Here is a 25,033-nt window from a genome sequence, read left to right as displayed (position 1 = left end):
CATTAGCACTTACAGCATTCGGCCATCTCTTTGATGGAGTTAAGTTATGAAAACCTTTATTAGCATGGTATTAACTACCTTTTTGTTTTTAACCTGGGCACCTGCTGTATCAGCGCATGCACATGATCACGGCGCCGAGCAGAGTCAAAGCTACGCTTGCCCAATGCATCCTGAAGTCACCGGCGCTAAGGGCGACTCTTGCCCTAAATGCGGTATGGACTTGAAAGCAACAAAAGCCGCTGGACATAACTGTGATTCTTGCCCAAAAAAGGGAAAGACAGCTCATCATAAGATGACTGCTGACACTCACGCATGTCCAATGAACCCTGCAATTACGGGTAAAGCGGGTGATAGCTGCCCTAAATGTGGCATGGACTTAACGCCTATCGCAAATAGCGAAAACGCCGATAAAAAAAGTCACATGCATCACTAAAAGCTAGGGTGGAGATAAGGCATTATGAGTTTATTCAAATCAAAACAGTTTCGTAAAAACGCAGTGTGTGCGCTAAGCAGCTTATTAGTTGCTGCAACCCCGATACTTGGCTACAGCCAAGCTCTATCACAAGAGCAATCTGAAACCACAGTACAAAATCAGCAACATAACGCTGAATATTACTGCCCAATGCATCCAGAAGAGACCAGCCATGAAGCTGGCCGTTGTTCTATATGTAAGATGTTCCTCGTCAAAGATGAATCATCGAGTGGAACATCAATAGCAGATACTGTCGCAGCAGTGAACAAAGATTACTACTGCCCCATGCACCCCGAAGTCACGAGCCATGAACCGGGTCGATGTCCAAAATGTAACATGTTTTTAGTCAAGGAAGAGGAGGAGGAAGCTCTCCCTAATGAACATGCTGGCCACGATCATGCCAGTCATCAAAGTGATGCCTCTAAAATAGCCGTTGCGCCACAAACTAAAGCAGAGAAATTGCTAAGTCAGCCAAAACCGACGTTAATTCCTGCCGCTCAATCAAATGGGGATGGCAATATAAAATATGTCTGCCCAATGCATCCTCACGTCGTTTCTGACGTGCCAGGCACTTGCCCTATATGCGGCATGAACTTAGAAAAGGTCACTGTAGGTGGGGTTACTGAAGAGGTCGTTGTCGGCGTATCCGGCGGCATGCAGCAAGCTCTTGGCATGCGCAGCGAGCAAGTCACCGAGGGCACTCTGTGGAAGCAGGTCAAGACCATTGGTACCGTGCAATACAATGAAAACGCTATTGGCCATGCGCATACACGCGTTAGCGGCTGGATTGAAACCTTAATGGTGCATACCGTTGGTCAACGCGTAAAGAAAGGGCAACTTCTTTATGAATTGTACTCTCCAGAACTCATTAATGCGCAAGACGATTACATGCAAGCTATCGATTACCTCAAACAAGACAAGAATCGCGGTGCAGGATTACTGCGCAAAGCGCGTTTACGTCTCGAACTATTAGGTGTTAGCTCCAATACCATCAAGCATTTAGAGCAAACTGGTGAAACCACTTATCGCGTCCCTTATTACGCCGACCAAGATGGTTTTGTTAGTCTCTTGTCAGTACGCCATGGGATGTATGTTGAACCTGGCAATACGCTGTTTGAAATTGTTGATTTAAGCAGTGTGTGGGTAATTGCCGACGTGTTTGAAAACGAACAAAGCTGGCTAGAACAAGGTCGCCCCGTGGAGGTGACTTCCGCCTCTCAAGGTTTGTTTGATTTGGAATCGACTATTGATTACATCTACCCAGAGCTGGATCCTGTCTCGCGGGCAATGCGAGTACGTATCAAGCTAGAAAATACCGAAAAACTACTCAAGCCAGGCACCTTAGTTGATGTCACGCTCTTTGGTGGTCCAAAGAAAAACGTACTGTCCATTCCTACCGAGGCGCTCATTCTTACCGGCCGAGAGAACCGAGTCGTGGTGCAACGAGACGATAATAAATTTACCTCTGTCAGCGTAAAAGTGGGCATAATTTCCCAAGGAAAAGCTGAAATTATCGAAGGGCTAAAAGCTGGCGATAAAGTGATAGTGTCTGGCCAATTCTTATTGGATTCAGAAGCCAGTATTCAGGGCAGTTTGCAGCGCTTAAGTGGCAGTAATAGCAATGTTACTGACGATCCACACGCAAGTCATTAATCGGAGGGCTACGATATGTTAGAGAAAATTATTAGCGCCGCGATTAAACAGCGGGTGATGGTGTTAGCGCTTACTGCGATAATCGCCTTAATTGGCTACCAAGCTATGCGCATGACACCCCTTGATGCATTACCCGATCTATCAGATGTGCAAGTGATTGTGAAAACCTCTTACCCAGGGCAAGCACCACAGTTGGTAGAAGACCAGATCACTTATCCATTATCAACTGCCATGTTGGCCGTGCCTGGTGCGAAGACCGTCCGTGGCTTTTCAATGTTTGGCGACTCTTACGTCTACATTATTTTTGAAGACGGCACCGATATCTATTGGGCACGATCTCGAGTATTGGAGTACTTGTCGCAAACCCAAGGACAGCTGCCAGCCAGCGTAACACCTACCCTAGGGCCTGATGCCTCGGGAGTAGGCTGGGTATTTCAATATGCCTTGGTCGATCGCAAGGGTCAACATGACCTCGCTCAGTTGCGCTCTTTGCAAGATTGGTTCTTAAAGCTTGAGTTACAAAGCGTTGAGGGCGTATCAGAAATAGCCACTATCGGTGGTATGGAGCAGTCGTATCAAATCATTGTCGATCCGCATAAGTTAGCCCTATATCAAATCGATTTGATGACGGTTAAAAATGCCTTAGACAACTCCAACAGCTCAACGGGCGGTTCTGTCATCGAGATGGCAGAAGCGGAGTACATGATCACGTCGTCTGGCTACCGCCAAACCTTAGATGATTTTGAAGAGATCCCGCTCGGCATAGTGTCTGAATCTGGCACCCCTATCTTGATGAAAGATGTCGCGCAGCTGCGTACCGGTCCAGCCGCTCGCCGTGGCATCGCCGAGTTGGATGGTGAAGGCGAAGTCGTTGGCGGCATTGTAGTGATGCGCTACGGCGAAAACGCGCTAGCCACCATCAACAATGTAAAAGATAAGCTAAAAGAGATTGAAAATGGTTTACCCGATGGGGTTGAGTTAGTGATCACTTACGATCGCTCAACACTGATCCTCAATTCGGTAGAGAACCTGACACATAAAGTGCTAGAAGAGATGTTAGTGGTTGGCATTATTTGTCTCGTCTTCTTGCTGCATGCCCGCTCGACACTGGTGGCGATTATTTCACTGCCAATCTCGATATTAATCAGCTTTATCGTGATGAATATTATTGGTGTTAACGCCAACATTATGAGTCTAGGGGGGATTGCCATCGCCATTGGTGCCGTGGTGGACGCCGCCATTGTGATGGTCGAAAACACCCATAAGCACCTAGAGCACTATCGTGAAAAACATAACGGTGAAGCGCCAACAGGCGATGCTCATTGGGAGCTCATCCGGCAAGCCTCAGTTGAAGTTGGGCCAGCGCTGTTTTTCAGTTTGCTGATCATCACATTGAGCTTTGTGCCTGTATTTGCACTTGAAGCGCAAGAGGGACGTTTATTCCATCCACTGGCATTTACTAAAACCTTCGCCATGGCGGCCAGTGCGATATTGGCGATCACCTTGATCCCGGTATTAATGGGTTACTTTGTTCGCGGCAAAATTCCTGACGAACGCAGAAACCCCATCAGCCGAGTATTGATTGCGATATACGAGCCAATGCTACGCTTGGTATTACGTTTTCCTAAAGTCACGATTTTGCTGGCTATTGTGGCCCTTGGCAGTGCTGTATACCCAATGACGAAAATGGGTAGCGAGTTTATGCCAGAGCTTGAAGAGGGTGACTTACTCTATATGCCGACCACCTTACCCAGTGTCAGTGCAGGTAAAGCGGCCGAGATCTTACAACAAACAGACCGATTGATTAAAACCGTGCCTGAAGTTAAACGGGTATTTGGTAAGGTCGGCCGCGCAATGACGGCAACCGATCCCGCGCCGTTAACTATGTTAGAAACCACCATCATGCTTAACCCGCCAGAGACATGGCGAGAAGGGATGACACTTGAGGGGATTATTGCTGAATTGCAAAAAACCGTCAAAGTACCAGGCATGACCAACGCATGGGTGCAGCCTATCAAAACCCGTATTGATATGCTTTCTACAGGGGTGAGAACGCCTGTCGGCATCAAAATATCAGGCGCCGATATCGATGAGCTACAACGGATTGGGACCGAGATTGAGGCTGTGGTTAGCAAGCTGCCAGGCACCGCATCGGCATTTGCCCAACGTACCAGTGGTGGACGTTATATCGATATTGAACCGGATCTTAAGAATGCGGCTCGCTACGGGATGACACTTAGAGATATCCAAGACGTGGTGCAAATGGCCATTGGTGGTATGCAAGTTGGCCAATCGATTCAAGGCCAAGAGCGCTATCCCATCAATATTCGTTACCCGCGCGAACTGCGCGATAGTCTTGAGAAACTCAAGGATTTACCGGTAATGACTAAAACCGGTAAATACTTACCTTTAGGCAATTTAGCGAGTATTACTGTAAGCGATGGTGCCCCCATGCTAGCCAGTGAAAATGGTCGCTTAATCAGTTGGGTGTTTGTTGACTTAAAAGATATCTCTATTGGTGAATACATTAAGGCAGCAAGAACAGCACTTGATGAGCAGATCCAGCTACCATCACGCTATAGCTACACCTTTGCCGGGCAGTATGAGTATATGCAGCGAGTCGAAGCCAAAATGGAGTTGGTTGTACCACTGATGCTGATCGTGATTTTTATGCTACTGATGATGACGTTCAGCTCGTTCATCCAAGCGTCAGTGATCATGCTCAGCCTGCCCTTTTCACTCGTGGGTAGCGCATGGTTGTTGTACTTTTTGGACTTCAATTTCTCGGTTGCAGTATCGGTGGGCATGATTGCACTTGCAGGTGTGGCAGCAGAGTTTGGTGTGGTGATGCAGGTATACCTGAATAACAGCATCAGAGATCGCAAAGCAGCAGGGCAATACAATCAACGTAGCGATTTATCTGAAGCACTGATCCACGGAGCCGTGATGCGTATTCGCCCTAAGGCCATGACCGTAGCGACGATCTTTTTCGGTTTACTACCGATCATGTGGGGTAGTGGTACAGGTAATGAAGTGATGCAGAAAATCGCAGCCCCTATGGTCGGCGGTATGGTGACCGCACCATTACTGTCGCTATTTGTTATTCCTGCTATTTACCTGCTTATCTATGGCAGAAATCTAGATAAAGGCATCACCACTAATAATGGGTAATGCTTTGCTTTAGTCCTAAAACAAAAAAGCACTGCCTAGAGCAGTGCTTTTTTATGTTTTACTCATAAAGGCTAGTGACAGCGACTTAACCGTGAACCAGTTGTTTTCACTTTTTGACAGCTTTTCTTTGATTTTTCAACAGTCTCATTTCCACTCTCTGAGTCGCTAGTTGACGCACATCCCATCACGCTAACCAATACAATAGGCAACATCAAGCCAATCCATTTCTTTACCATTTGTAGTCTTCCCTAAATTAATTTTATTAATAATCAAATAACCATCTTTGATTAGGCTCCGTCCTACGGAGCCAAACAAATTAACCAAACAATAAAGATTAAACAACATAAAAAACCATTAATTTACAATTACTCACACAAAACTGATGTTTACGCGATTTTCAGTTCAATGATCGAGAACACGGCACCATTAGGATCATTAACCACAGCAAAACGACCCACATTGGCTATATCGGTCGGAGGAACGCAAATCGCGCCGCCAAGTTCAACCACTTGCAGTGCTTTTGCATCACAATCGCCGACGGTAAAATAGCTCATCCAATGGGCTCGCATATCGCCCCACTCGTCAGTCATTGTCATCATACCGCCAACCTCTTGGCTTCCAACCTGCCACGCGGTGTACTCCATACCATCCATGTCCGTCACTCGCGAGCCCCATCCAAAGACATGAGAGTAAAAAGGCTTTGCGATCTTAGGCTGACGACAAGCCAGTTCCACCCAGCATAAAGTACCTTTCTCACCAGCGCGCTGAGCTCCCATATGATTGTTGGCCTGCCATAGCGCAAACTTTGCCCCTTCAGGATCAGTAATCACTGCCATTCTTCCTGCCTCACCAACATCATGAGGCCCAAGCACTATGGTGCCGCCTGCACCTGCCACATCCACCAACGTATTATCGAGGTCCTCTACAGCAAAGTAGATCAGCCATTGGCTTAATTCACCCGTTTTGATCATCTCAACAGGCAATTGATACATAGCCCCGAGATCGTCCCCCTCTAGATTGAACATACTATAGGTACCCTGTGGGATAGGCATGTCAACAATATCCCAAGCAAACAATGCGTGATAAAAAGGCTTGCTGACCGCAATATCTAACGATGCTAACTCTACCCAGCAAGGTTGGCCTTGAAAATATTGATCGATTTTCATTTTAATTCCCATCACAAACTCAGTTTACCCTCTTTGAAGTTAAGACTGATTTGTGCGGACTGTCCAACTAATGAGGCATTGTTGGCTGATTAAAATATTGAGTGAGACTTGTCAATTGCTTAGATGGGTATATATCCCCGTTCTCCCTCAAGATGCTTGCTTTCAGTGGGAATTAAAAGTGATTTAGACAAGGCCAAGACTGTTGTGGAATAGCAGGTCTATTGCCAAGGTCTGTGACGCAGTATAAATCACTTTTAAACCCACCCAACGGGAGCGCCTGAGCGGATCCACTTCCGTGTTGCATTCTCTTCCATTATGACAACACTGCGCCTTGAATTGAACCCGCTCAAGCAGCTCTGAAACATGCACTTTAAAGTAGAACGGGTATATACATCTCAAAGGACAACTAATGACTGATATCTGCGAGCCTCGTCTATAATATTGAAGAGGCCATTTATAAGGATATTCAGTGTCGGTATTTTTACGTAGCGTCCGCTACCTCTTTATGCCCATTTTTATTGTGTTCAGCGGTATTGCCGCTGCGCAATATTATGAGTACATTTGGCAAGCGTGGATGCCAACAATAAGTGAACTGCCACTCTACCTGCTCCCAGTGGCGGCGTTGTTGGCGTTGCAATTTAACTTTAGCCGCATCACTTACCTGGCACTGTTACTGCTTAGCTATTACCTGCTTGAGTATGGTGATATTGTTGACGCGAGTCTTATTGAGCCAATAAGCGAACCTATCTTTCTCGCCGGAACATTAATCATTATGCTATTCGCGATAACTCGCGATAGAGCCTTGTTCTCAGTGTATTCAATCAAGATTATACTCGGTATCGCGCTTTGTTTTGCCATCGCGTTTGGCTCAATAGCGATGATTTCCTTTATTAACCAACCGCCTGCCAATACGATCCCTACTGTACTGGAGCTACTAACGCCGATGCAGGTTCCAATAGGAATCGCAACGCTGGTCACCTGCATTAGCTGTGTGTCACGTGGTAGCCGAATCGATTCGACTATCACTGTCACCTTGTTTATTTGGTTATTTCAATTTTACTTACCGGCTGAATTACCACTGGCACTGCTACTCTGTTTGCTCGCTCTCGTTTATCTGCTTGCCATCTTGTTTGAGTCTCACCAGTTGGCTTACCGCGATGATCTCACCGGGCTTTATTCTCGTCGAGCACTCAATACCATGGCGCCGTCACTTAATAGTCACTACAGCGTAGCGATGGTCGATATCGATCATTTCAAAAAGTTTAATGACAATTTTGGTCACGACATTGGCGACCAAGTTTTACGGTTGGTCGCCTGTAAACTGAATAAAATTAGAGGTGGGGGTAAAGTCTACCGTTATGGCGGCGAGGAATTTGCCATAGTATTCCCCAATAAGGACGTGGAGGAGATTATGCCTCACTTAGAGGAGATTAGAATTAAAGTGAGGGATTATAAGATCGCTATACGAAATGATTCGCGAATGTTAACCAGTAAATCAAACCGGAAAGAGAGCGCGCAAATTCCAACCAAATCAGCCAACATTACCATCTCTATTGGCGTCTCTGAGCATCACGGTGAGTCCACTTTTGAGCAGACGCTAAAACGAGCAGACAAAGCGCTCTATATCGCCAAAAAGAATGGCAGAGATCGAGTGTTTGCTTAGTTAACCAGAGCCTAGCCTCTTAAAGGAGGGCTTCTAAGGCGTTGAGTATAAAAGCCATGCACGGTCTCAGTTCGAAGCCCACATGGCCGACGTTTATTATAAAGAATAAAAATAGTAGATTTGTGATTTCATTCTGATCACGATACCGCGAATAATGTCCAAGAAATTAAGGAATGCGATGGGTTTGGTTCCCGAAATCCAAGCTAACCCCACAGAGCCTACGGGAATATCATAGTCACCGGTTTCGGTCAGCTTTAGCCTGACAAAATGGTGCTTATTACTGGCATTTAGCCCCGTAGTTTGCCTCACATTGTCATCAAAACCCAGTAACGATCCTTGCGACTCGCCCGTGGCTTCTACTATCCCTTCAACTTCTGCATTAAACACTTTTCCAGGGTAAACAGCCGAGGAAAATTCCGCCATCTGGCCAACTTTAACATTACGGATAGCCTGATGATTGACTCGCATTAACACATATTTTTCGTTGGTATACATCTGCATTCTAGGGGCAACGCCAACATACTGACCTTCACGCATAATGAAGTTAGTGACATAACCGTCCGCAGGTGCGTATACCTTGGTGTTGTCTAGCTTCCACTGTGCTTGCGCTACATTTTCTATCTCGCTATTAAGGTCCGACTCACGGCCTTGCACGTTAAGGTGAGACTTCTCAATATTGAGTAGCGCCGTTTGCTCAGCCGTAACTGCCTTTTCGATTTGGCTACCATAGGTGTTCACTTGTGCCATGGCAAGATCGACCGCCGTTTGTTGTTCATCCAGTAAACTCTTGGTCACTGTGTCAGGCACTACGCGATTCTGCTCAATATAGCGGGCGAGCGTTTTCTGTTTCCAATGTAGATCTTTAGTTGCAGCATGCAGCTCATTACGACTAATGCTCACATCAGCAATGGCGACATCATGTTGCTTCAGTGCTAGTTTCACATCTTCGCTGGCTAGCGACAGTGCCACTGTTGCGCTCTGTTTAGCCACCAACGTCTTATTGAGCTCAATCTGAAACGGCTCATCATCCAGATCATAGATTAACTGACCAGCCTCAATCGTTTGATTGGGTTGTACATAGATATTATCTACCTTACCTTTTATTTGGGTATTGGCAGGCCGTAACTGAATACGTGGCGATTGCACCAAAGAGCCACCCGACATGTCCATTGGGGTGTAGTTGAGCAGGCCAACCCAAACAAACATCAGCCACCCCGTTCCGCCTAAATAAGCGAAGCTTTTACTATAAGTGTTCCACGGCATGCCGACTAAACGCAGCAGGTAGATCAATAGAGCCCAAACCGCTAAACCTTCAAGCATTGGTTTGCTCCTCATTTATCTCAAGTGGCTTTATTTCTGCATTGTTATCACTCGTGTCATCGTTACTGTTTTCTCGCCAGATATCTCGCACACGGCGCAATGCTTTTTCGCTATCAACGAACGCAACAATCACCGCGATGACCCACACCCAATGCCAGACAAAGCCTATCCAGGTGAGCGCGGTAATGAGCCCTATCTGTTGGTGCTGTTTTTTATGGGCCTTATTAATAGGCATTTCATGGATCTTCCAGAAGCCAAATGCGGCAGCGGCAATTGTCAGCACCATCACGACACCTGCAACGCCATGTAAAGCGGCATCAACACCGGTATCGACGAACGGCATACTGAATAAACTCATAGGGAACTAGACCTTAAAATCGACTGATTGAAAAAGCAGTTTGCCCTGTCTATAAATTAGAACAAGCCAGAATACCTCTATATATCATTTAGCTCTATTCTATGATTCAATATGGTATCCACATTCGAAATATAGATGGTTATCACAATGGATACGGCATTTATCCGCTCTAGCTATATCGCGCCGGTTTTTAAGGGTGTTGAAGCTCACTATGGAATTAGTTTAAACGAGCTGTCGATCCCAGCTGCTCTGTTTGACGAGCGAATGGCACTCATCCCGTTTACCGAAGTATCTAAATGGTTTATACAACTAGAGATGCTAACGGGTGATACCGACTATATGGTGAAAATTCAGCATTACCTGGATATTTCCGCACTAGAGATACCGGGAAACTGGTTCTTGTCGGCGCCTGATTTAGCCCTGTGTTTTCGGCGGATTAACCATGGGATTTGTAGCTTTCATTCTGGGGCAAGCTATTATGCGCTGCAATCAGGTAACATATTGAAATGGTGCTACAACAACCCTTATGCCAAAGAAAGGGCTCGTTCACATGATTCACTGCGGGTGGCGATCACTTTGTTTAATGCCATCAAACACTTTACCGGCAATCATTACACTTTAAAAAAGCTCAAGCTCAGCGGCCCGCCGATTAAGCAAAAAGAGACTGAAGCGATATTTGGTTGCCCTGTATCTTGGAATGCCGCACAAACTGAGTTATGGATAAGTATCGACGACTTATTCAGTTCATCACCGATGGATTATTTTCCCACCGAGACGTTAACCACTTCAGTGTCACTCGCTCAGCTTGAAAGTTATTTGAACATGCCACAGCCCTCTGACCTACCCAAAGTGCTCTACGAAATGATCAACTATGCTCGCTATTATGATCTACCCACGGTGGTTTCTGTCGCAGAACTCTTTGGGATCTCAGGGCAGCAACTGCAACGGCGTTTGCTAAAAATAGGCTTTAGCTTCACCCACATATCGGGTTATATATTGTGTAATCAAGCAATCAAATACATGTTGGAAGGAAAAGATTTAGCCGAGATAGCACAACGCTTAGGCTATGCAAATGCTCATAGTTTCAGTCGCTCCTTTGCTCGCTTTAGAAAGCAAACCCCGACGCAATATATGAGCAAGATAAACCGACAAAACAAAAAGCCTCTATAAAAGAGGCTTTTTAATCATACAGATGAATGATGCTGATTAACCGTAAACGGGCAATATACCAGCCATGGCCAGTAAGTGGCATGCGCCAGTGACCAAACCAAAAATGATGATGACGACGATCAAAGGCGTGCCACCCGGCACTTTAAAACTGTCACTGTCTGCAAATATTTGTCGTGATTTATAGGCCATCATAGCAGGGACTATCGCTGCCCAAATAGTTGCCGCTAATGCTGCAAAACCAATAGCAATTAAGAACCCGTTGGGAAATAGCAAGCCCAAAATAGTTGGCGGTATAAATGTTACTGCGGCGGTCTTTAAGCGGCCTTGACGAGATTCATCAAAACCAAACAGATCCGCAAGATAATCAAATAAGCCTAAGGTGACACCGAGGAATGATGAAGCAACGGCAAGGTTGGCAAATAACGACAACATGGTGTTAAGCCAGCGACTGGCTATCACTTCTGACAATGCCCCAACCAATATGCCCATATTGCCGCCTTGAGCGATAATATCAATAAACTGACTGCGTGGAATATTACCCATGGTCGCCACTAACCAGCAGCTATAAATAACGAGTGCGATGAAGGTACCAATGAAGATGGCTTTAATAATCGTCTTTGGTTGATTACCGTAATACTTTACCAGGCTAGGCACGTTACCGTGGTAGCCAAAGCTTGCTAAGCCAAAGGGCAAAGCCGCAAGTAAATATGGCGCATAACTGGTTTCGCCATCAGGCACAAACAACTTAGTGGTATCCACATCGATCAGCAGATTACCTACGGCAATAAAGAACGTAATAATCATACCACCCAGCATAATAGTGGTAATTCTATCGACCGCTTTAGTGCTGATAATAACGATTGACGCTAATACGGCGGCAAAAATGAGTCCGGCAATACTTTGCGGTAAGTTAATCCCAAGCCCTGCAAGGCTATGGTTAACAATCGAGCTGCCGCCACTAATGTAAGCATAGGTCAAAATATACAGTACAAAGGCAATTGAGAGCCCGTTGATGATACGCCAGAACTGACCCAATGTTGTTTTCGTTAATGTGTCAAAACTCGCACCCGGTTTAAAGTGCAAATTAGTCTCGAGCAACATCAGCCCCGACACCAACATGCAAAACCATATGCCAGCCAGCATCAGCATTGAATAGCCAAACCACATCCCAGCGCCCACAACAGGCAACGAGAACATGCCCGCTCCAACAGTGGTGCCGGCGATGATCATTGCGCCGCCTAACACCGATTTTCCAGCAGACTTATTCTTGGCCGCGTTCATATGATTGGCCATTAGCTATTTTGCTCCGCATTAACACTATCGACTATTGTTTGCCTTACCAATGAACGTAGCAGTAAATTGGCTCTGTCTTTAATCCGTTTGATATCACTGCACCCTTCGCTATCCGTTAGATGACCTAACTCTTTTAATTTAACGCTGAGCGTGGCGTATAGCTTCTTGTCGTAAAACTCTGGCGCCGTAATACCGTGAAGCGCTCCCAGCCTTTGTGCAAGACGGTGGCTGTCGCGTTCAAGCTCCGAGCGTTCCATGTTCGGTTTTACTGCCAACAAATTAAACAAAATGGCGTAACGTTGCATGGTTTCGTCTATCGTGCCAGACAACAGCAGCAACTTATTCACCTTATTATCAGCAACAGTGAAATGACCATTTTCAGCCACTAAGCCTTGCGCGACAAAAATATCTAGAATGCGGTGTGTATAGGCTGCCGGATCCTCAATGCCCATAAACAGTTCCGCTTTCAGCAACGGATAAAAATCACTGACAAAGCTAAGCACATCATCACGAGTACACTGCTCTTTACGCAGCAAGCAAGCGGCAATTAGCGAGGGGACAACCATTAAATGAATAATGTTGTTACGATAATAAGTCATTGTAATTGCAATGCTATCATCGATGGAAATGATATCCCCAAGCGAATCACTTTCAATTTTAATCTTTTTCAGTTCCAGACCATGAGATACAAGGTCTTTACCGCTGCCTTCTGGTACCGATGTGTATTCGGTATAAGGCAACTCTTTTAATAACGTGAGATAAAGGTCCAACTGCTTTTCTAGCTGGCTACGCTCTAACGCATTTTGCTCAGATGCTAGCAAAACTAAGCTGGTTAACGTCACTGCACTTACCGCAGCAGCATCGTTAATGTTAGTCATCACCTCTCTGGCTAACTTGTTCACCGCTGGTGTAAACCATGGTTGCTTTTGTTCTGGGTCTTGGACGATATCTTCACGCCACGTTGGCACTTCATCGTTCAAGAAATTGTGTAAGGTAATTGGCTTACCAAAATTCACATAGCCTTGGCCGAAATTACCTAACTTTCGAATCGCACCAAACACTTGCCAAACCGACTCTTTCTTCTTCTTTTTACCACTTAATTCTTTGTGATAAGTCGCCACTTCCATTACATGGTCATAACCAAGATAAACCGGCACTAAAGTGACAGGACGTTCAACACCGCGCAGTACACTGTTAAGCGTCATGGCGATCATGCCTGTTTTAGGGGCCAATAAACGACCTGTGCGTGAGCGGCCACCTTCGGTAAAGTACTCAACCGGATAACCCTTAGTAAAGAGTTGATCGAGGTATTCACGGAATACCGCGGTATAGAGCTTATTACCGCGAAAACTTCGGCGAATAAAGAATGCGCCACCACGGCGGAACATAGGTCCTGCTGGCCAGAAGTTAAGATTAATGCCGGCAGCAATATGCGGCGGCACCATGCCTTGATAATAGAGGATGTAAGACAGCAACAAATAATCCATGTGGCTGCGATGACACGGTACATAGACGATTTCATGACCATCATGGTGCAACTGACGAACCTGCTCCGCACCCTTAATATTGATACCTTTATAAAGCTTATTCCACAACCAAGTAAGAAAACGCTCGGTAATACGCACTAAGCTATCGGAGTAATCCGCCGCGACTTCATCTAGATACTCCATCGCTTTTGCACGCGCTTCTGATTCGGAGATTTTTTTATTTGTCGCTTCTTCTTTAATGGCTCGGGTAATTGATTCTGACTTTAGCAAAGCATGGAACAGAGCTTGGCGCTTAGGCAGCTGAGGCCCAGTCATTACTTTACGTTGACGCTGAAAATGCACTCGCGCGACACGGGCTAGTTTTTGTGCGATGCGCTTATCAGTACCATGTTCGTCTGCCATATAACGCAGAGAAACAGCATTAGAAAACTGCACAAAGTTGTGTCGACCGAGAAACAAGATCATCAAGCACTTGCGTAACCAAGTCGGATTTTGACGCTCCAACACAGCAGCGCGCATGGTGTCGTCTTCTTTGCCTGGGGTTCGTCCCCAATAAAGACTCACAGGAACTAGCTGAATATCTAATTCTTCATTTTGCTTATGCACACTCAATAGGCGCTTAAAGCAATGCAAATACTGTTCGGCACTTTCTCTTTCGCCAAATAGAGGCTTGCTACCTTCAAGGCAGACAACGCGCGGCGCAGTCACCCCATTAACCTCTAAGTCATTATATGGGCTAGGTAAACCGAATTTACCGGTTATCTCACTAAGAGCTGCTATGTCACTAACAGATTCTGTTTTCATGACATAAACGAGTGGCTTGCTTGGATCGAGATTGAGGTCTTCAAAAGGATCATGAGGCACTACAATAGTGTGCACGAGCTTTTTTTGGATCCAGCGTAATGATTTAAACCAAAGAGAGTCTTTTTTCGACATGATTCGCTTGCAGTATAGTCGCTTCTAATAACCCCGTAGAATACCAGAATTTCGGAGCGTTTGCGCAATTGCTTTATAATGGCACTCGGAAACATTTGCGTATTTATAGAACAATGACTTAAGCCATCATAAGTCTATGTATATCCTGCCTATCAGGATTAAATCTCGTTCATCCCTCCTTAATCTCTCAGCCCCACCCTAGTGCTAATAAATTCAACTTTAACATAAATTTGGTTAATACTTGCGCGAACAGAAATACTGTATATACTGACAGTTACTGTATGGAAAGACAGGCTTAATAATGAGACCACTTACACCACGTCAAGCTGAAATTTTAGAGCTAATTAAACGCAATATTACAGACACAGGTATGCCACCCACCCGTGCTGAAATAGCCAAACGTTTAGGCTTTAAATCTGCCAATGCAGCCGAGGAGCACTTAAAAGCTTTAGCGAAGAAAGGCTGTATTGAGATCATGCCAGGTACCTCTCGAGGAATTAAGTTAATTCAAGATGATACCGAAGATGCCGACCTTGGTTTACCGCTTATTGGTCAAGTGGCCGCAGGTGAACCTATTCTGGCTCAAGAACATGTAGAGCAACATTATAAAATTGATCCTACCATGTTCCGCCCGTCAGCCGACTTCCTGCTTAAAGTACGCGGTGACAGCATGAAAAACATCGGCATACTTGAAGGCGATTTGCTTGCAGTGCATAAGATCCAACATGCAAGCAACGGTCAAGTTGTGGTGGCACGAGTAGAAGATGAAGTCACGGTTAAACGCTTTGAAAAGAAAGGCAATAAAGTTTATTTACATGCTGAGAATGAAGATTATTCACCGATAGAAGTTGATCTGGCAAACCAAAGCTTAAGTATTGAAGGTTTAGCCGTTGGCGTGATCCGTAATGGAGATTGGCAATGAACAAATTATTAGGTGTAAGCCCGCGTCACCCTGGCCTTTGGCAAGATATACCTGCTCAAGCTATGTCTAAAAAGGTAAATACAGATATCGAAACTATGGTATCTCACACTCAGGGGCGCACTGAATTAAAACAGATTAGTGGCCAACTTGCTCAACTGAGCCAACAAGGTCGCTGGATTGTATTAATTAGCCCACCTAATATCGGTTACAAACAGATGCTCGCTTCTGCTGGCGTCCGCATGGATAGAATCCTACTGGTACACGCAAAAGATGAATTCGAAACACTTTGGGCTATGGAAAAAGCGCTCACGAGTGGCACATCAAGCGCGGTAATAACCTGGACGAATGAAGTCGATGCACGAGACAGTAGACGACTGCAGTTAGTCGCAAAGAGTGCTCAAGCGGTGGGTATCATTATTGAAAATGCGAATGCTCACTTACCTGACAGCACAATAAATACACAGGACGAGCGGTTTAAACAAGGTTCACTGTTCGCAGCAGTCCATTAAGCAATTCTTTCTATTACAAATCTAGTCTCTAAAGCAAAGCTCCCTTAACGGGAGCTTTTTTATTACTGCTGCTAAGCAAATGAATCAAAAAGTGATCTTGATCAATATTTCAACACCAAGTAGGGTAGGTACTGATAACAACGATATATTGTTATATCCGAGCGATTTAGTCGTCGGTCTTTATGTATGGACTGTAGATCCTTAAAGAGTATATGAAGACTGAGATCGGCCTGATATATTTCAGCCGTAGGTGCCAGTGTGGTTACACTAACCAGTATTAAAATACTGAAATTATATAAAGTCTAATCGATAGTCGAAACATAACGACACGATGGATAAACCACTCGCGCACTTTGAAGTCATCGTTGCTTTTTTGGGAACTGAAGAGTTTACATAGAGCAGAGACTTACTGTGTGACTCTTCTTTGTCTTGTTGACAGAGGAGAAGTCTAGTGAAGCAATTGTTGTACTGTGTGTTGGCGCTAATATTTTCGCCTACACTGTTTGCATCAGAAATGCCGTTTAATATGACAGAAGGCGTGACGGAGATCAGTGGTAAGGTTTATAACCTCCATATGATTATCCTTTATATCTGCTGTGCTATTGGCATTGTTGTTTTTGGCGCAATGATTTATGCCATGATCAACCATCGCAAATCAAAAGGCGCAGTCGCCGCCAACTTTCATGAAAGTACTAAAGTCGAGATTTTATGGACTGTAGTGCCTTTTATTATTCTTATAATCATGGCTATTCCCGCAACCAAAACCTTGATTGCAATGGAAGACCCCAGTAATGCTGACCTCACCATTAAAATAACAGGTTCGCAGTGGAAGTGGCATTACAGCTATTTCGATAAAGACGTTGAGTTTTATAGCTTAATGTCGACTCCTAGAGCACAAATAGAGGGCACCGAAGCTAAAGGTGAACACTATTTGCTTGAAGTAGACAAACATCTCGTATTACCCATTAATCGTAAAGTACGCTTTTTGATGACATCTGATGACGTTATCCACTCATGGTGGGTCCCGGCTTTTGCTGTCAAAAAAGATGCTAACCCCGGTTTTATCAATGAAGCTTGGACACGAATTGATAAGCCCGGTATTTATCGTGGTCAATGCGCTGAATTGTGCGGTAAAGACCACGGATTTATGCCGATTGTTGTCGAAGCGCTTTCAGAAGCAGACTTCGATAAGTGGTTACTTGCCCAGCAGCAACAAGCTAATAATGCTGAAGCTGAAGCAGAGGCCGCACTTTCGCAAACCTTAACCATGGACGAACTCATGGCTCAAGGTGAGCAAATCTATCTCGCTCAATGTGCTGCATGTCATCAACCCAATGGTGCAGGTCTGCCTGGCGTATTCCCTTCTCTTATTGGCAGCCCAATTACCACCGGCCCCGTCGGCGCCCATGTCGATATCGTCGTCAATGGTAAGCCTGGTACTGCTATGCAAGCATTTGCTAAACAGCTGACTGCAACTGAAATTGCTGCCGTGGTGACTTTTGAGCGTAATGCTTGGGGCAATAACTCAGGCGATACAGTTCAAGCCGCGGATGTGAGCTCTGCTAGCGCGAGTTCAAGCCCAGCTGCATCCAGCGATCCCAACACCGTAATCCCGGTCACTTTACCTGCCAGCTTACCTGAGGCAGAACAAGTTAAAGCTGTGGCTTTAGATGACTTAACAATGGATGAGCTTATGGTCATGGGAGAGAAAGTCTACATGACCAGTTGTGTTGCTTGTCACCAAGCGGCAGGAACGGGTTTACCCGGCGCCTTTCCATCGTTAGTGGGGAGCGCAGTGATTACCGGCCCAGTAACGGGTCATCTCGATACTGTTATCAATGGCAAACCGGGTACTGCTATGCAGGCATTTACCTCGCTACTGACACCACAACAGCTTGCAGCTGTGGTGACTTATGAGCGCAATGCATGGGGTAATAACTCAGGTGATGCTGTTCAAGCTTCTGACGTTGTTGGTCACGGAAAGTAAGGGATTAAAATGAGCACAATCACACAAGACTCACCAGCAGCTCAGGACGATCACCATGATGACCATCATCATGGTGCGCCGAAAGGCATCATGCGCTGGATTTTAACCACCAACCATAAAGATATCGGCACGCTCTACCTGTGGTTCAGTTTTATTATGTTCCTTACGGGTGGCGCGATGGCGATGGTTATTCGCGCCGAGTTATTTCAGCCCGGTTTACAGTTAGTCGAACCTAACTTTTTCAATCAGATGACCACAGTGCACGGCCTAGTCATGGTATTTGGTGCGGTTATGCCAGCCTTTACAGGCTTGGCTAACTGGCTTATTCCAATGATGATCGGTGCACCTGACATGGCACTGCCTCGTATGAATAACTGGAGCTTTTGGATCTTACCTTTTGCTTTCACAATTCTATTGAGCTCATTGTTTATGGAAGGTGGAGGGCCCAACTTTGGTTGGACTTTCTACGCGCCACTATCGACCACTTATAGTCCAGACAGTACTGCGCTGTTCGTTTTTGCCATTCACATCATGGGGATAAGTTCGATAATGGGGGCGATTAACGTTATCGTCACCATCGTCAATATGCGCGCCCCCGGCATGTCGTGGATGAAGCTGCCGTTATTTGTTTGGACCTGGTTAATAACCGCATTCTTGTTGATAGCGGTGATGCCGGTGCTTGCGGGCACCGTCACCATGGTATTAACCGATAAGTATTTTGGTACTGCATTCTTTGATGCCGCAGGTGGTGGTGATCCCGTGATGTTCCAGCATATTTTCTGGTTCTTCGGCCACCCTGAAGTTTACATCATGATCTTACCCTCTTTCGGTATTATCTCTGCCATCGTTCCCGCCTTTAGTCGCAAACCATTATTTGGTTACGCGTCGATGGTGTATGCCACCGCGAGTATCGCCGTGCTGTCATTTTTGGTATGGGCACACCACATGTTTACCACGGGGATGCCGGTGTTTGCCGAGCTTTTCTTCATGTATTGCACTATGCTCATTGCAGTACCTACGGGGGTAAAAGTCTTTAACTGGGTTGCGACTATGTGGCGCGGATCAATCAGTTTTGAAACCCCAATGCTATTCGCAGTTGCGTTTATCATACTCTTTACCATTGGCGGATTTTCAGGCTTGATGTTGGCTATTACCCCAGCGGATTTTCAGTATCACGACACCTACTTCGTGGTGGCTCATTTCCACTATGTACTTGTCACCGGAGCCATATTCTCCATCATGGCAGCAGCGTACTATTGGCTGCCTAAGTGGACCGGCAACATGTACAGCGAAACTTTAGGACGCTGGCATTTTTGGTGCTCAGTTATCTCAGTGAATGTACTGTTTTTCCCAATGCACTTTCTCGGGTTAGCAGGTATGCCTCGCCGAATCCCCGATTATGCGATTCAATTTGCTGACGTAAACCAGATTGTATCGATTGGTGGTTTTGCCTTTGGTTTGTCTCAATTTATCTTTTTGGCTGTAGTGATCAAGTGTATCCGCGGTGGTGAGAAAGCCCCTGCCAAGCCTTGGGAAGGAGCCGAAGGTTTAGAATGGACCATTCCAAGTCCGGCACCATATCACTCATTTACCACACCACCTGAGGTGAAGTAGAGATGAATCAGGCACAGAGTAAGTCTAATCGTAAGCTTATCGGTATGCTCCTGCTTGGCGCTGTCGGTATGTTTGGCTTTGGTTTTGCTTTGGTGCCTTTATATGATGTGCTGTGCGACACCTTAGGTATTAATGGCAAAACCCAAAGTACTGCCAGTGTTTATAAGCCCATCACGGTAGATAAAAGTAGAACGGTCACTGTTGAGTTTGTTTCCCAAGTGCAAAGTGATATGCCTTGGGAATTCAAACCTGAAGTGAATACCATGCAGGTCCACCCCGGAGAGTTAATACGAACCCACTTTGTTGCTAAGAATTTGTCAGCGAAACACATCGTTGGCCAAGCAATACCGTCAGTATCTCCTGGACTAGGCGCTGCCTACTTTAATAAAACTGAATGTTTCTGTTTCAATCAGCAAGTGTTAGCCGCAAACGCTAGCGCAGATCTACCACTCATCTTTTATGTGGACCCTGAATTACCGGACTCCATTTCAACCTTGACCCTCTCTTATACCCTCTACAACATCACCGACAAAGGCTATGTCGAAAATGTTGCAGAGTAAGGAGCTGCAAGATGAACAAAATATATGTACCGAACAATGTGCTAGCACTGCACACCGGGCTGCTAATTGGCGCTGTCGATAGTGTAGAGCAAGGAGCAACACCATGACGACCAAGCACGAACCTTATTATGTGCCTGCACAAAGTGCTTGGCCGATTATTGGTGCAGTTGGACTCTTCCTCATCGCATTTGGTGCGGGTAGCTATGTCTCTGAATTAAAAAACGGCGGCGGCAACGGCGGTTATATTTTGCTTGCCGGCATCGCGGTCATTATTTTTATGCTTTTTGGCTGGTTTAGAACTGTGATTGCAGAATCAATGGCAGGTCTTTATTCAAAACAGATGGATCGCTCATTTAGACAAGGCATGAGTTGGTTTATCTTTTCAGAAGTGATGTTCTTCGGCGCCTTTTTTGGTGCGCTGTTCTACGCCAGAATGATTGCTATACCTTGGCTGGGCGGCGCATCAAACAATGCGATGACCCATGAAGTGCTTTGGCCAGCATTTGAAGCCGTGTGGCCACTGGTTACCACGCCTGGAGGCACCACAACTGAAGCCATGGGCTGGACCGGATTACCGCTATACAACACATTGATCCTACTAACGTCATCAGTCACTTTGCATTTTGCTCACGTTGGATTAGAGAGCAATAAACGCAAAGCACTCACTATCTGGCTAGCATTCACTATCTTGTTGGGGATTGGCTTTTTATTCCTGCAAGCTGAGGAGTACATTCACGCTTACCAAGAGATGGGGCTAACGCTGGATTCTGGCGTCTACGGTAATACCTTTTTCTTACTTACCGGCTTTCATGGTATGCACGTGACCTTAGGAACGGTGTTTCTAATTGTACTGTTTTTTAGAGTGCTTAAAGGCCATTTTACACCAGAATATCACTTTGCTTTTCAAGCAGGTAGCTGGTATTGGCACTTTGTTGACGTAGTTTGGTTGTGCCTATTTATATTTGTTTATGTACTCTAATTTAAACATAAATAGCACAAAAATAACGGCTTAATAAGGTCTGGGATTGGGCGTGATAATCCCAGTCCCTAATGCCAATAAAAGCAACATGACCACCAGCACGGAAAAGACAACTCGGCGACCCAAATATTGGCTCATAGGAACACTCTTTTCTCCTTTAACCATCACAAACAAGGCACGGCCTAAATTAACTAATATGAACAGTAGTAGCAGTACTAAAACCAATTTAAAAACCAATAGTGTATTCATTAAGTTTCCTAATATAGGGGCTGTGGGTGCTTGGTGCTTTATTGTACTTTCTACTTTGATAGTGTTTTCTATTTTGGTCAAGCTCGGTTTCTGGCAGTTGGAGCGCGCGGAGCAAAAGCAACAATGGCAAGCTGCGCTGAGCGCACGTCAAAACGCAACGGTGCTCAGTTTTGACCAGCTTCTCGCCCAAGCTAACAATGAAAATCTAACAGGCTACAAACTTAGCACTCAAGCCACACCAACTCTGAAACAGGTCTTTCTTCTCGATAATCAGACGGTCGATGGCAGAGTCGGTTATTTGGCTTACCAAGCATTTGAAATTGCTCCCGCTAAACCCTGGTTATTAGTCGAATTAGGATTTGCACAAGGCGGCATTGATCGTGCGGTGTTGCCCAAAGTCGCAGCAATCACAAAACCTCTGCAGCTTACGGGTCGGGTCTACCAAAAAGAGATGAACCCGATGAGCTCCGATTTAATGCCTGAACTCGGTTGGCCCAAGCGTATTCAAAACTTAAATATTGAGCAGTTGGCCTTATTGATAGACCAGCCGCTAGCGCGCGCGGTACTGCAACCCAACAATATCCCAAACGATACGCGCATTCATCCATGGCAACCCATTCCGCTATCGGCGCAGAAACATCAGGGGTACGCCGTGCAATGGTTTAGCATGGCTGCTGTATTTGGGATCATCATGCTGTATCTACTTTTTCGCAAATTAAAACAACAAGATAAATAACCAAATTAAAAACTTACATCGCTATTGCTAAGCAAGAATAGACAATGTAGGTTAGAAAATAGACTTCCTAGCCGTTCCGGGAAGTGTTGATATTAAACTGTTCGCTATCGCCGTAGTTTTGCTTATAGCACAAAGCTGTATTGGTAATGACTGGCCACTTTCCTTTAAACGGGTAAAGCGGCCGCAAAGGTGATGCGAGACATAAAATAACATAGAGGAGATGGAATGAACTCCCCCCAAAAGAACGGTAAAAAGATTTTATTACTGCTATGCCTGGCTTTTGCTATCCCTGTAATTGCTGCCAAAGTGATCCTCAGTTTTGAGCTGTATAACGGTGGGGCAACCAACAAAGGCGAGCTGCTTAACGTTGGGATTAACTACCAAAGTCTTGACATGCCCAACCCCCAACCTCAAGAGTGGCAACTGCTCTATCAGCTACCCACCATTTGCGATAACACCTGCAAAGATAGACTGTATATTTTACAACAGAGCCATACTGCACTCGGGCGAAATCAAGATCGAGTTCATACGATTATTATGCTAAATGAGCACAGTGATCTTGCAGCGCTCGAGTCATTTGATTTTGTCACTGCCACCCCTAATGTAGCTTTGAGTAAACTACTCAACAATCAAGAGTTCATCATTGTTGACCCCCTCGGCAGTATGGTGATGAGTTACCCCATAACAACCGATCATCAAGCACAAATAATGCAAGGCAAAGCCATCATTGCCGATTTAAGGAAGATGCTTAAACTGTCGAGGATTGGCTAATGGATATTAAGCCGCTGCTAAAAATCACCTTAGTTTTTACTCTATGCGTGATTATGATGGGTGCGTATACGCGTTTATCTGATGCTGGTCTCGGTTGCCCTGATTGGCCGGGATGCTACGGTATGATCAAGGTTCCCACAGCAAGCCATGAGTTAACGGCAGTTAAAGATGCCTTTCCTGAATATACCGTTGAGGCTGATAAAGCATGGCTTGAGATGATCCATCGCTACATTGCCGGTGCATTAGGCTTAATGGTGCTTGTTATCTTAATCATGAGCCTACGAAAAGCAGACGCACCGAAAAAGCTGCCTATGTTCATCGCAGCACTGATTGTTTTTCAGGCAGTGCTCGGCATGTGGACTGTCACCATGAAATTAATGCCCATTGTAGTGATGTCGCACCTGATTGGCGGATTCGCTCTTTTCTCGTTACTACTGCTACTTTATTTACGCAGTAAACCACTGCGGATCCCAGGCGGCGATGCGCCTGCAAGAAAGTTATCAACCTTGGCTTTGATGTGCATCGGCGTACTGCTATTACAAATTGTTTTAGGCGGTTGGACTTCATCTAACTATGCCGCACTGGCTTGCACCTCTCTGCCTATTTGCGAAGGTAATTGGGTCGATAACTTAAATTTTAGCAGCGCATTTTCACCGTTTCAAGGCGACCATCCAAGCTATGAATATGGCGTGTTAGATTATTCAGCACGCATGACCATTCATGTAGCACATCGTATTGGTGCCATTATTACCGCTGCCATGTTGCTGTTTTTAGCCTTCAGATTAGTCACTAAAGCGCTGTCTTCAACTATCCGCAATGCGGCATGGTTACTGGCCGTGCTAGTGGTATTGCAAGTCATTCTTGGTATTAGCAATGTGGTTTTACATTTGCCTTTGGGCATCGCAGTATCCCATAACGCTGGCGCGGCTTTGTTATTACTGACGTTAGTCTTTATCAATTATGCCTTGTGGCGTAAGGCATAACGGCAACGCTTTACTAGAGACAGTTTTACGATATAAAAAGCAATAATAATCAATGTACCGACTTAATTAATTTATGTTCCACGAGTGAATATAACGAGGTTTCAGCCATGGAAAAACAGATAACACTACCCAGAAACCCAGCTACGCCACTCTTCCAGTGGCGTGCCTATTATGAAATGACCAAGCCCAAAGTGGTGGCACTCATGCTACTGACTGTTTTGGTCGGAATGTGCTTGGCTGTGCCAGGGACGGTACCATTACAACCACTGATTGCCGGTATGGCGGGGATTGGCATGATGGCAGGTGCCGCAGCAGCCTTTAATCATCTTATCGACCGCCGTATTGATGGATTAATGGCAAGAACCTATAACCGTCCACTGCCCAAAGGCAAAGTCTCTATCGCCAAAGCGCTGGTGTTCTCTTTTGGTATTGGCATATTGGGCTTTGTCATTCTTTATACGTTAGTCAATGAGTTAACCGCTTGGTTAACCTTTGCCAGTTTGATTGGTTATGCCGTGGTTTACACTGCTTATTTGAAACGTGCAACACCGCAAAATATCGTCGTCGGAGGTCTTGCGGGTGCCATGCCTCCTCTATTGGGTTGGACCTCGGTCACAGGTGAGTTTCACGGTAATGCTTTGTTGCTAGTGATCATTATTTTTGCATGGACTCCACCTCATTTTTGGGCGTTAGCAATTCATCGAAGAGCCGAGTACGCCAAAGTTGATATTCCGATGCTGCCAGTCACTCATGGAGTTGAATTCACTAAGACCTGTATTTTCCTCTATACCATTCTTTTAGCCATTGCTTGCCTATTACCAGTGCTTGTCGGCATGTGTGGTCCTGTGTATCTGGTCAGCTCTACGCTATTAAGCGCAGGCTTTATCTACAAAGCATGGCAACTTAAGTTCCATGAAACGCCCGGCTTAGCAATGAACGTATTTAGGTTCTCTATCTATCACCTCATGCTGCTGTTTATTGCGTTGCTAGTTGACCACTATCTCTGGGTGTAAGTTATAGGCTTAAATTCTGGC

At 45.4% G+C, this 25,033-nt stretch carries 21 protein-coding genes; 15 read left to right on the top strand and 6 right to left on the bottom strand.

Going from position 1 to position 25,033, the window contains the following annotated elements; genetic code table 11:
• Window positions 1-46 precede the first annotated feature (46 nt).
• From CXF83_RS03230 to CXF83_RS03220, 3 genes are read left to right on the top strand one after another with little or no spacing between them, the layout of a single operon-like run.
• The gene (locus CXF83_RS03230) at window positions 47-433 is read left to right on the top strand and encodes a heavy metal-binding domain-containing protein (protein WP_101090742.1); all 387 of its coding nucleotides are present in this window, start codon (window positions 47-49) and stop codon (window positions 431-433) included.
• 24 nt (window positions 434-457) lie between these two features.
• Window positions 458-2,125 (top strand): efflux RND transporter periplasmic adaptor subunit, encoded by a 1,668-nt coding sequence (locus CXF83_RS03225; RefSeq protein ID WP_101090743.1) that lies wholly within the window; start codon window positions 458-460, stop codon window positions 2,123-2,125.
• 15 nt (window positions 2,126-2,140) lie between these two features.
• A complete protein-coding gene (locus tag CXF83_RS03220) occupies window positions 2,141-5,296 on the top strand; it encodes an efflux RND transporter permease subunit (protein WP_101090744.1) in 3,156 nt (1,051 codons plus the stop codon).
• A gap of 386 nt (window positions 5,297-5,682) precedes the next feature.
• On the opposite strand, the gene CXF83_RS03215 is transcribed toward CXF83_RS03220, so the two are convergent.
• Window positions 5,683-6,462, bottom strand: a complete 780-nt coding sequence (locus CXF83_RS03215) for a VOC family protein (RefSeq protein WP_101090745.1) — start codon at window positions 6,460-6,462, stop codon at window positions 5,683-5,685.
• 469 nt (window positions 6,463-6,931) lie between these two features.
• Here CXF83_RS03215 and CXF83_RS03210 point away from each other — a divergent pair, with 469 nt between their 5' ends.
• Window positions 6,932-8,125, top strand: a complete 1,194-nt coding sequence (locus CXF83_RS03210) for a GGDEF domain-containing protein (RefSeq protein ID WP_101090746.1) — start codon at window positions 6,932-6,934, stop codon at window positions 8,123-8,125.
• 96 nt (window positions 8,126-8,221) lie between these two features.
• Here CXF83_RS03210 and CXF83_RS03205 read toward each other — a convergent pair whose 3' ends face one another.
• Complete coding sequence (locus CXF83_RS03205) at window positions 8,222-9,445, bottom strand: HlyD family secretion protein (RefSeq protein ID WP_101090747.1); 1,224 nt, start codon at window positions 9,443-9,445, stop codon at window positions 8,222-8,224.
• Window positions 9,438-9,803 carry an MFS transporter gene (locus CXF83_RS03200; RefSeq protein ID WP_101090748.1) on the bottom strand — a complete coding sequence of 122 codons (366 nt, stop codon included), beginning with the start codon at window positions 9,801-9,803 and terminating at the stop codon, window positions 9,438-9,440. The genes CXF83_RS03205 and CXF83_RS03200 overlap by 8 nt, the downstream gene beginning before the upstream one ends.
• 147 nt (window positions 9,804-9,950) lie before the next feature.
• Here CXF83_RS03200 and CXF83_RS03195 point away from each other — a divergent pair, with 147 nt between their 5' ends.
• The gene (locus tag CXF83_RS03195; RefSeq protein ID WP_232775018.1) at window positions 9,951-10,973 is read left to right on the top strand and encodes an AraC family transcriptional regulator; all 1,023 of its coding nucleotides are present in this window, start codon (window positions 9,951-9,953) and stop codon (window positions 10,971-10,973) included.
• Between the two features lie 36 nt (window positions 10,974-11,009).
• On the opposite strand, the gene mtr is transcribed toward CXF83_RS03195, so the two are convergent.
• The gene (mtr, locus tag CXF83_RS03190; RefSeq protein WP_101090749.1) at window positions 11,010-12,266 is read right to left on the bottom strand and encodes a tryptophan permease; all 1,257 of its coding nucleotides are present in this window, start codon (window positions 12,264-12,266) and stop codon (window positions 11,010-11,012) included.
• Complete coding sequence (plsB, locus tag CXF83_RS03185) at window positions 12,266-14,689, bottom strand: glycerol-3-phosphate 1-O-acyltransferase PlsB (protein ID WP_101090750.1); 2,424 nt, start codon at window positions 14,687-14,689, stop codon at window positions 12,266-12,268. Before plsB ends, mtr begins: the two co-directional genes overlap by 1 nt.
• A 301-nt stretch (window positions 14,690-14,990) precedes the next feature.
• On the opposite strand from plsB, the gene lexA reads away from it, so the two are divergent.
• The 6 genes from lexA to CXF83_RS03155 all read left to right on the top strand — a co-directional run bounded on the left by lexA (window position 14,991) and on the right by CXF83_RS03155 (window position 21,260).
• Window positions 14,991-15,611 (top strand): transcriptional repressor LexA, encoded by a 621-nt coding sequence (gene lexA / locus CXF83_RS03180; RefSeq protein ID WP_101090751.1) that lies wholly within the window; start codon window positions 14,991-14,993, stop codon window positions 15,609-15,611.
• Entirely contained in the window at window positions 15,608-16,120 is a 513-nt protein-coding gene (locus CXF83_RS03175) for a cell division inhibitor SulA (protein ID WP_101090752.1), read from the top strand. Before lexA ends, CXF83_RS03175 begins: the two co-directional genes overlap by 4 nt.
• A gap of 451 nt (window positions 16,121-16,571) precedes the next feature.
• Window positions 16,572-18,107 carry a cytochrome c oxidase subunit II gene (gene coxB, locus CXF83_RS03170; RefSeq protein ID WP_101090753.1) on the top strand — a complete coding sequence of 512 codons (1,536 nt, stop codon included), beginning with the start codon at window positions 16,572-16,574 and terminating at the stop codon, window positions 18,105-18,107.
• A 9-nt stretch (window positions 18,108-18,116) separates the two neighbouring features.
• On the top strand, window positions 18,117-19,721 hold the full coding sequence (gene ctaD, locus CXF83_RS03165) for a cytochrome c oxidase subunit I (protein WP_101090754.1): 1,605 nt from the start codon (window positions 18,117-18,119) through the stop codon (window positions 19,719-19,721).
• Between the two features lie 2 nt (window positions 19,722-19,723).
• Window positions 19,724-20,281: a cytochrome c oxidase assembly protein gene (locus CXF83_RS03160; RefSeq protein WP_101090755.1), complete on the top strand. Its 558-nt coding sequence runs from the start codon at window positions 19,724-19,726 to the stop codon at window positions 20,279-20,281.
• 103 nt (window positions 20,282-20,384) lie between these two features.
• Window positions 20,385-21,260: a cytochrome c oxidase subunit 3 gene (locus tag CXF83_RS03155; RefSeq protein WP_101090756.1), complete on the top strand. Its 876-nt coding sequence runs from the start codon at window positions 20,385-20,387 to the stop codon at window positions 21,258-21,260.
• 30 nt (window positions 21,261-21,290) lie between these two features.
• Here CXF83_RS03155 and CXF83_RS03150 read toward each other — a convergent pair whose 3' ends face one another.
• Window positions 21,291-21,509, bottom strand: a complete 219-nt coding sequence (locus CXF83_RS03150; protein ID WP_101090757.1) for a DUF2909 family protein — start codon at window positions 21,507-21,509, stop codon at window positions 21,291-21,293.
• Here CXF83_RS03150 and CXF83_RS03145 point away from each other — a divergent pair.
• The 4 genes from CXF83_RS03145 to cyoE all read left to right on the top strand — a co-directional run bounded on the left by CXF83_RS03145 (window position 21,457) and on the right by cyoE (window position 25,012).
• Window positions 21,457-22,245: an SURF1 family protein gene (locus CXF83_RS03145; protein WP_101090758.1), complete on the top strand. Its 789-nt coding sequence runs from the start codon at window positions 21,457-21,459 to the stop codon at window positions 22,243-22,245. The two genes, CXF83_RS03150 and CXF83_RS03145, sit on opposite strands and share 53 nt — an antisense overlap.
• 225 nt (window positions 22,246-22,470) lie before the next feature.
• The gene (locus tag CXF83_RS03140) at window positions 22,471-23,016 is read left to right on the top strand and encodes a hypothetical protein (RefSeq protein WP_101090759.1); all 546 of its coding nucleotides are present in this window, start codon (window positions 22,471-22,473) and stop codon (window positions 23,014-23,016) included.
• Window positions 23,016-23,999 carry a COX15/CtaA family protein gene (locus CXF83_RS03135; RefSeq protein ID WP_101090760.1) on the top strand — a complete coding sequence of 328 codons (984 nt, stop codon included), beginning with the start codon at window positions 23,016-23,018 and terminating at the stop codon, window positions 23,997-23,999. The genes CXF83_RS03140 and CXF83_RS03135 overlap by 1 nt, the downstream gene beginning before the upstream one ends.
• Window positions 24,000-24,106: 107 nt before the next feature.
• Entirely contained in the window at window positions 24,107-25,012 is a 906-nt protein-coding gene (gene cyoE / locus CXF83_RS03130) for a heme o synthase (protein WP_101090763.1), read from the top strand.
• Window positions 25,013-25,033 lie beyond the last annotated feature (21 nt).

This window comes from Shewanella sp. Choline-02u-19 (assembly GCF_002836205.1).
GTDB lineage: Bacteria > Pseudomonadota > Gammaproteobacteria > Enterobacterales > Shewanellaceae > Shewanella.
This window is presented reverse-complemented; position numbering and strand designations above follow the sequence as displayed.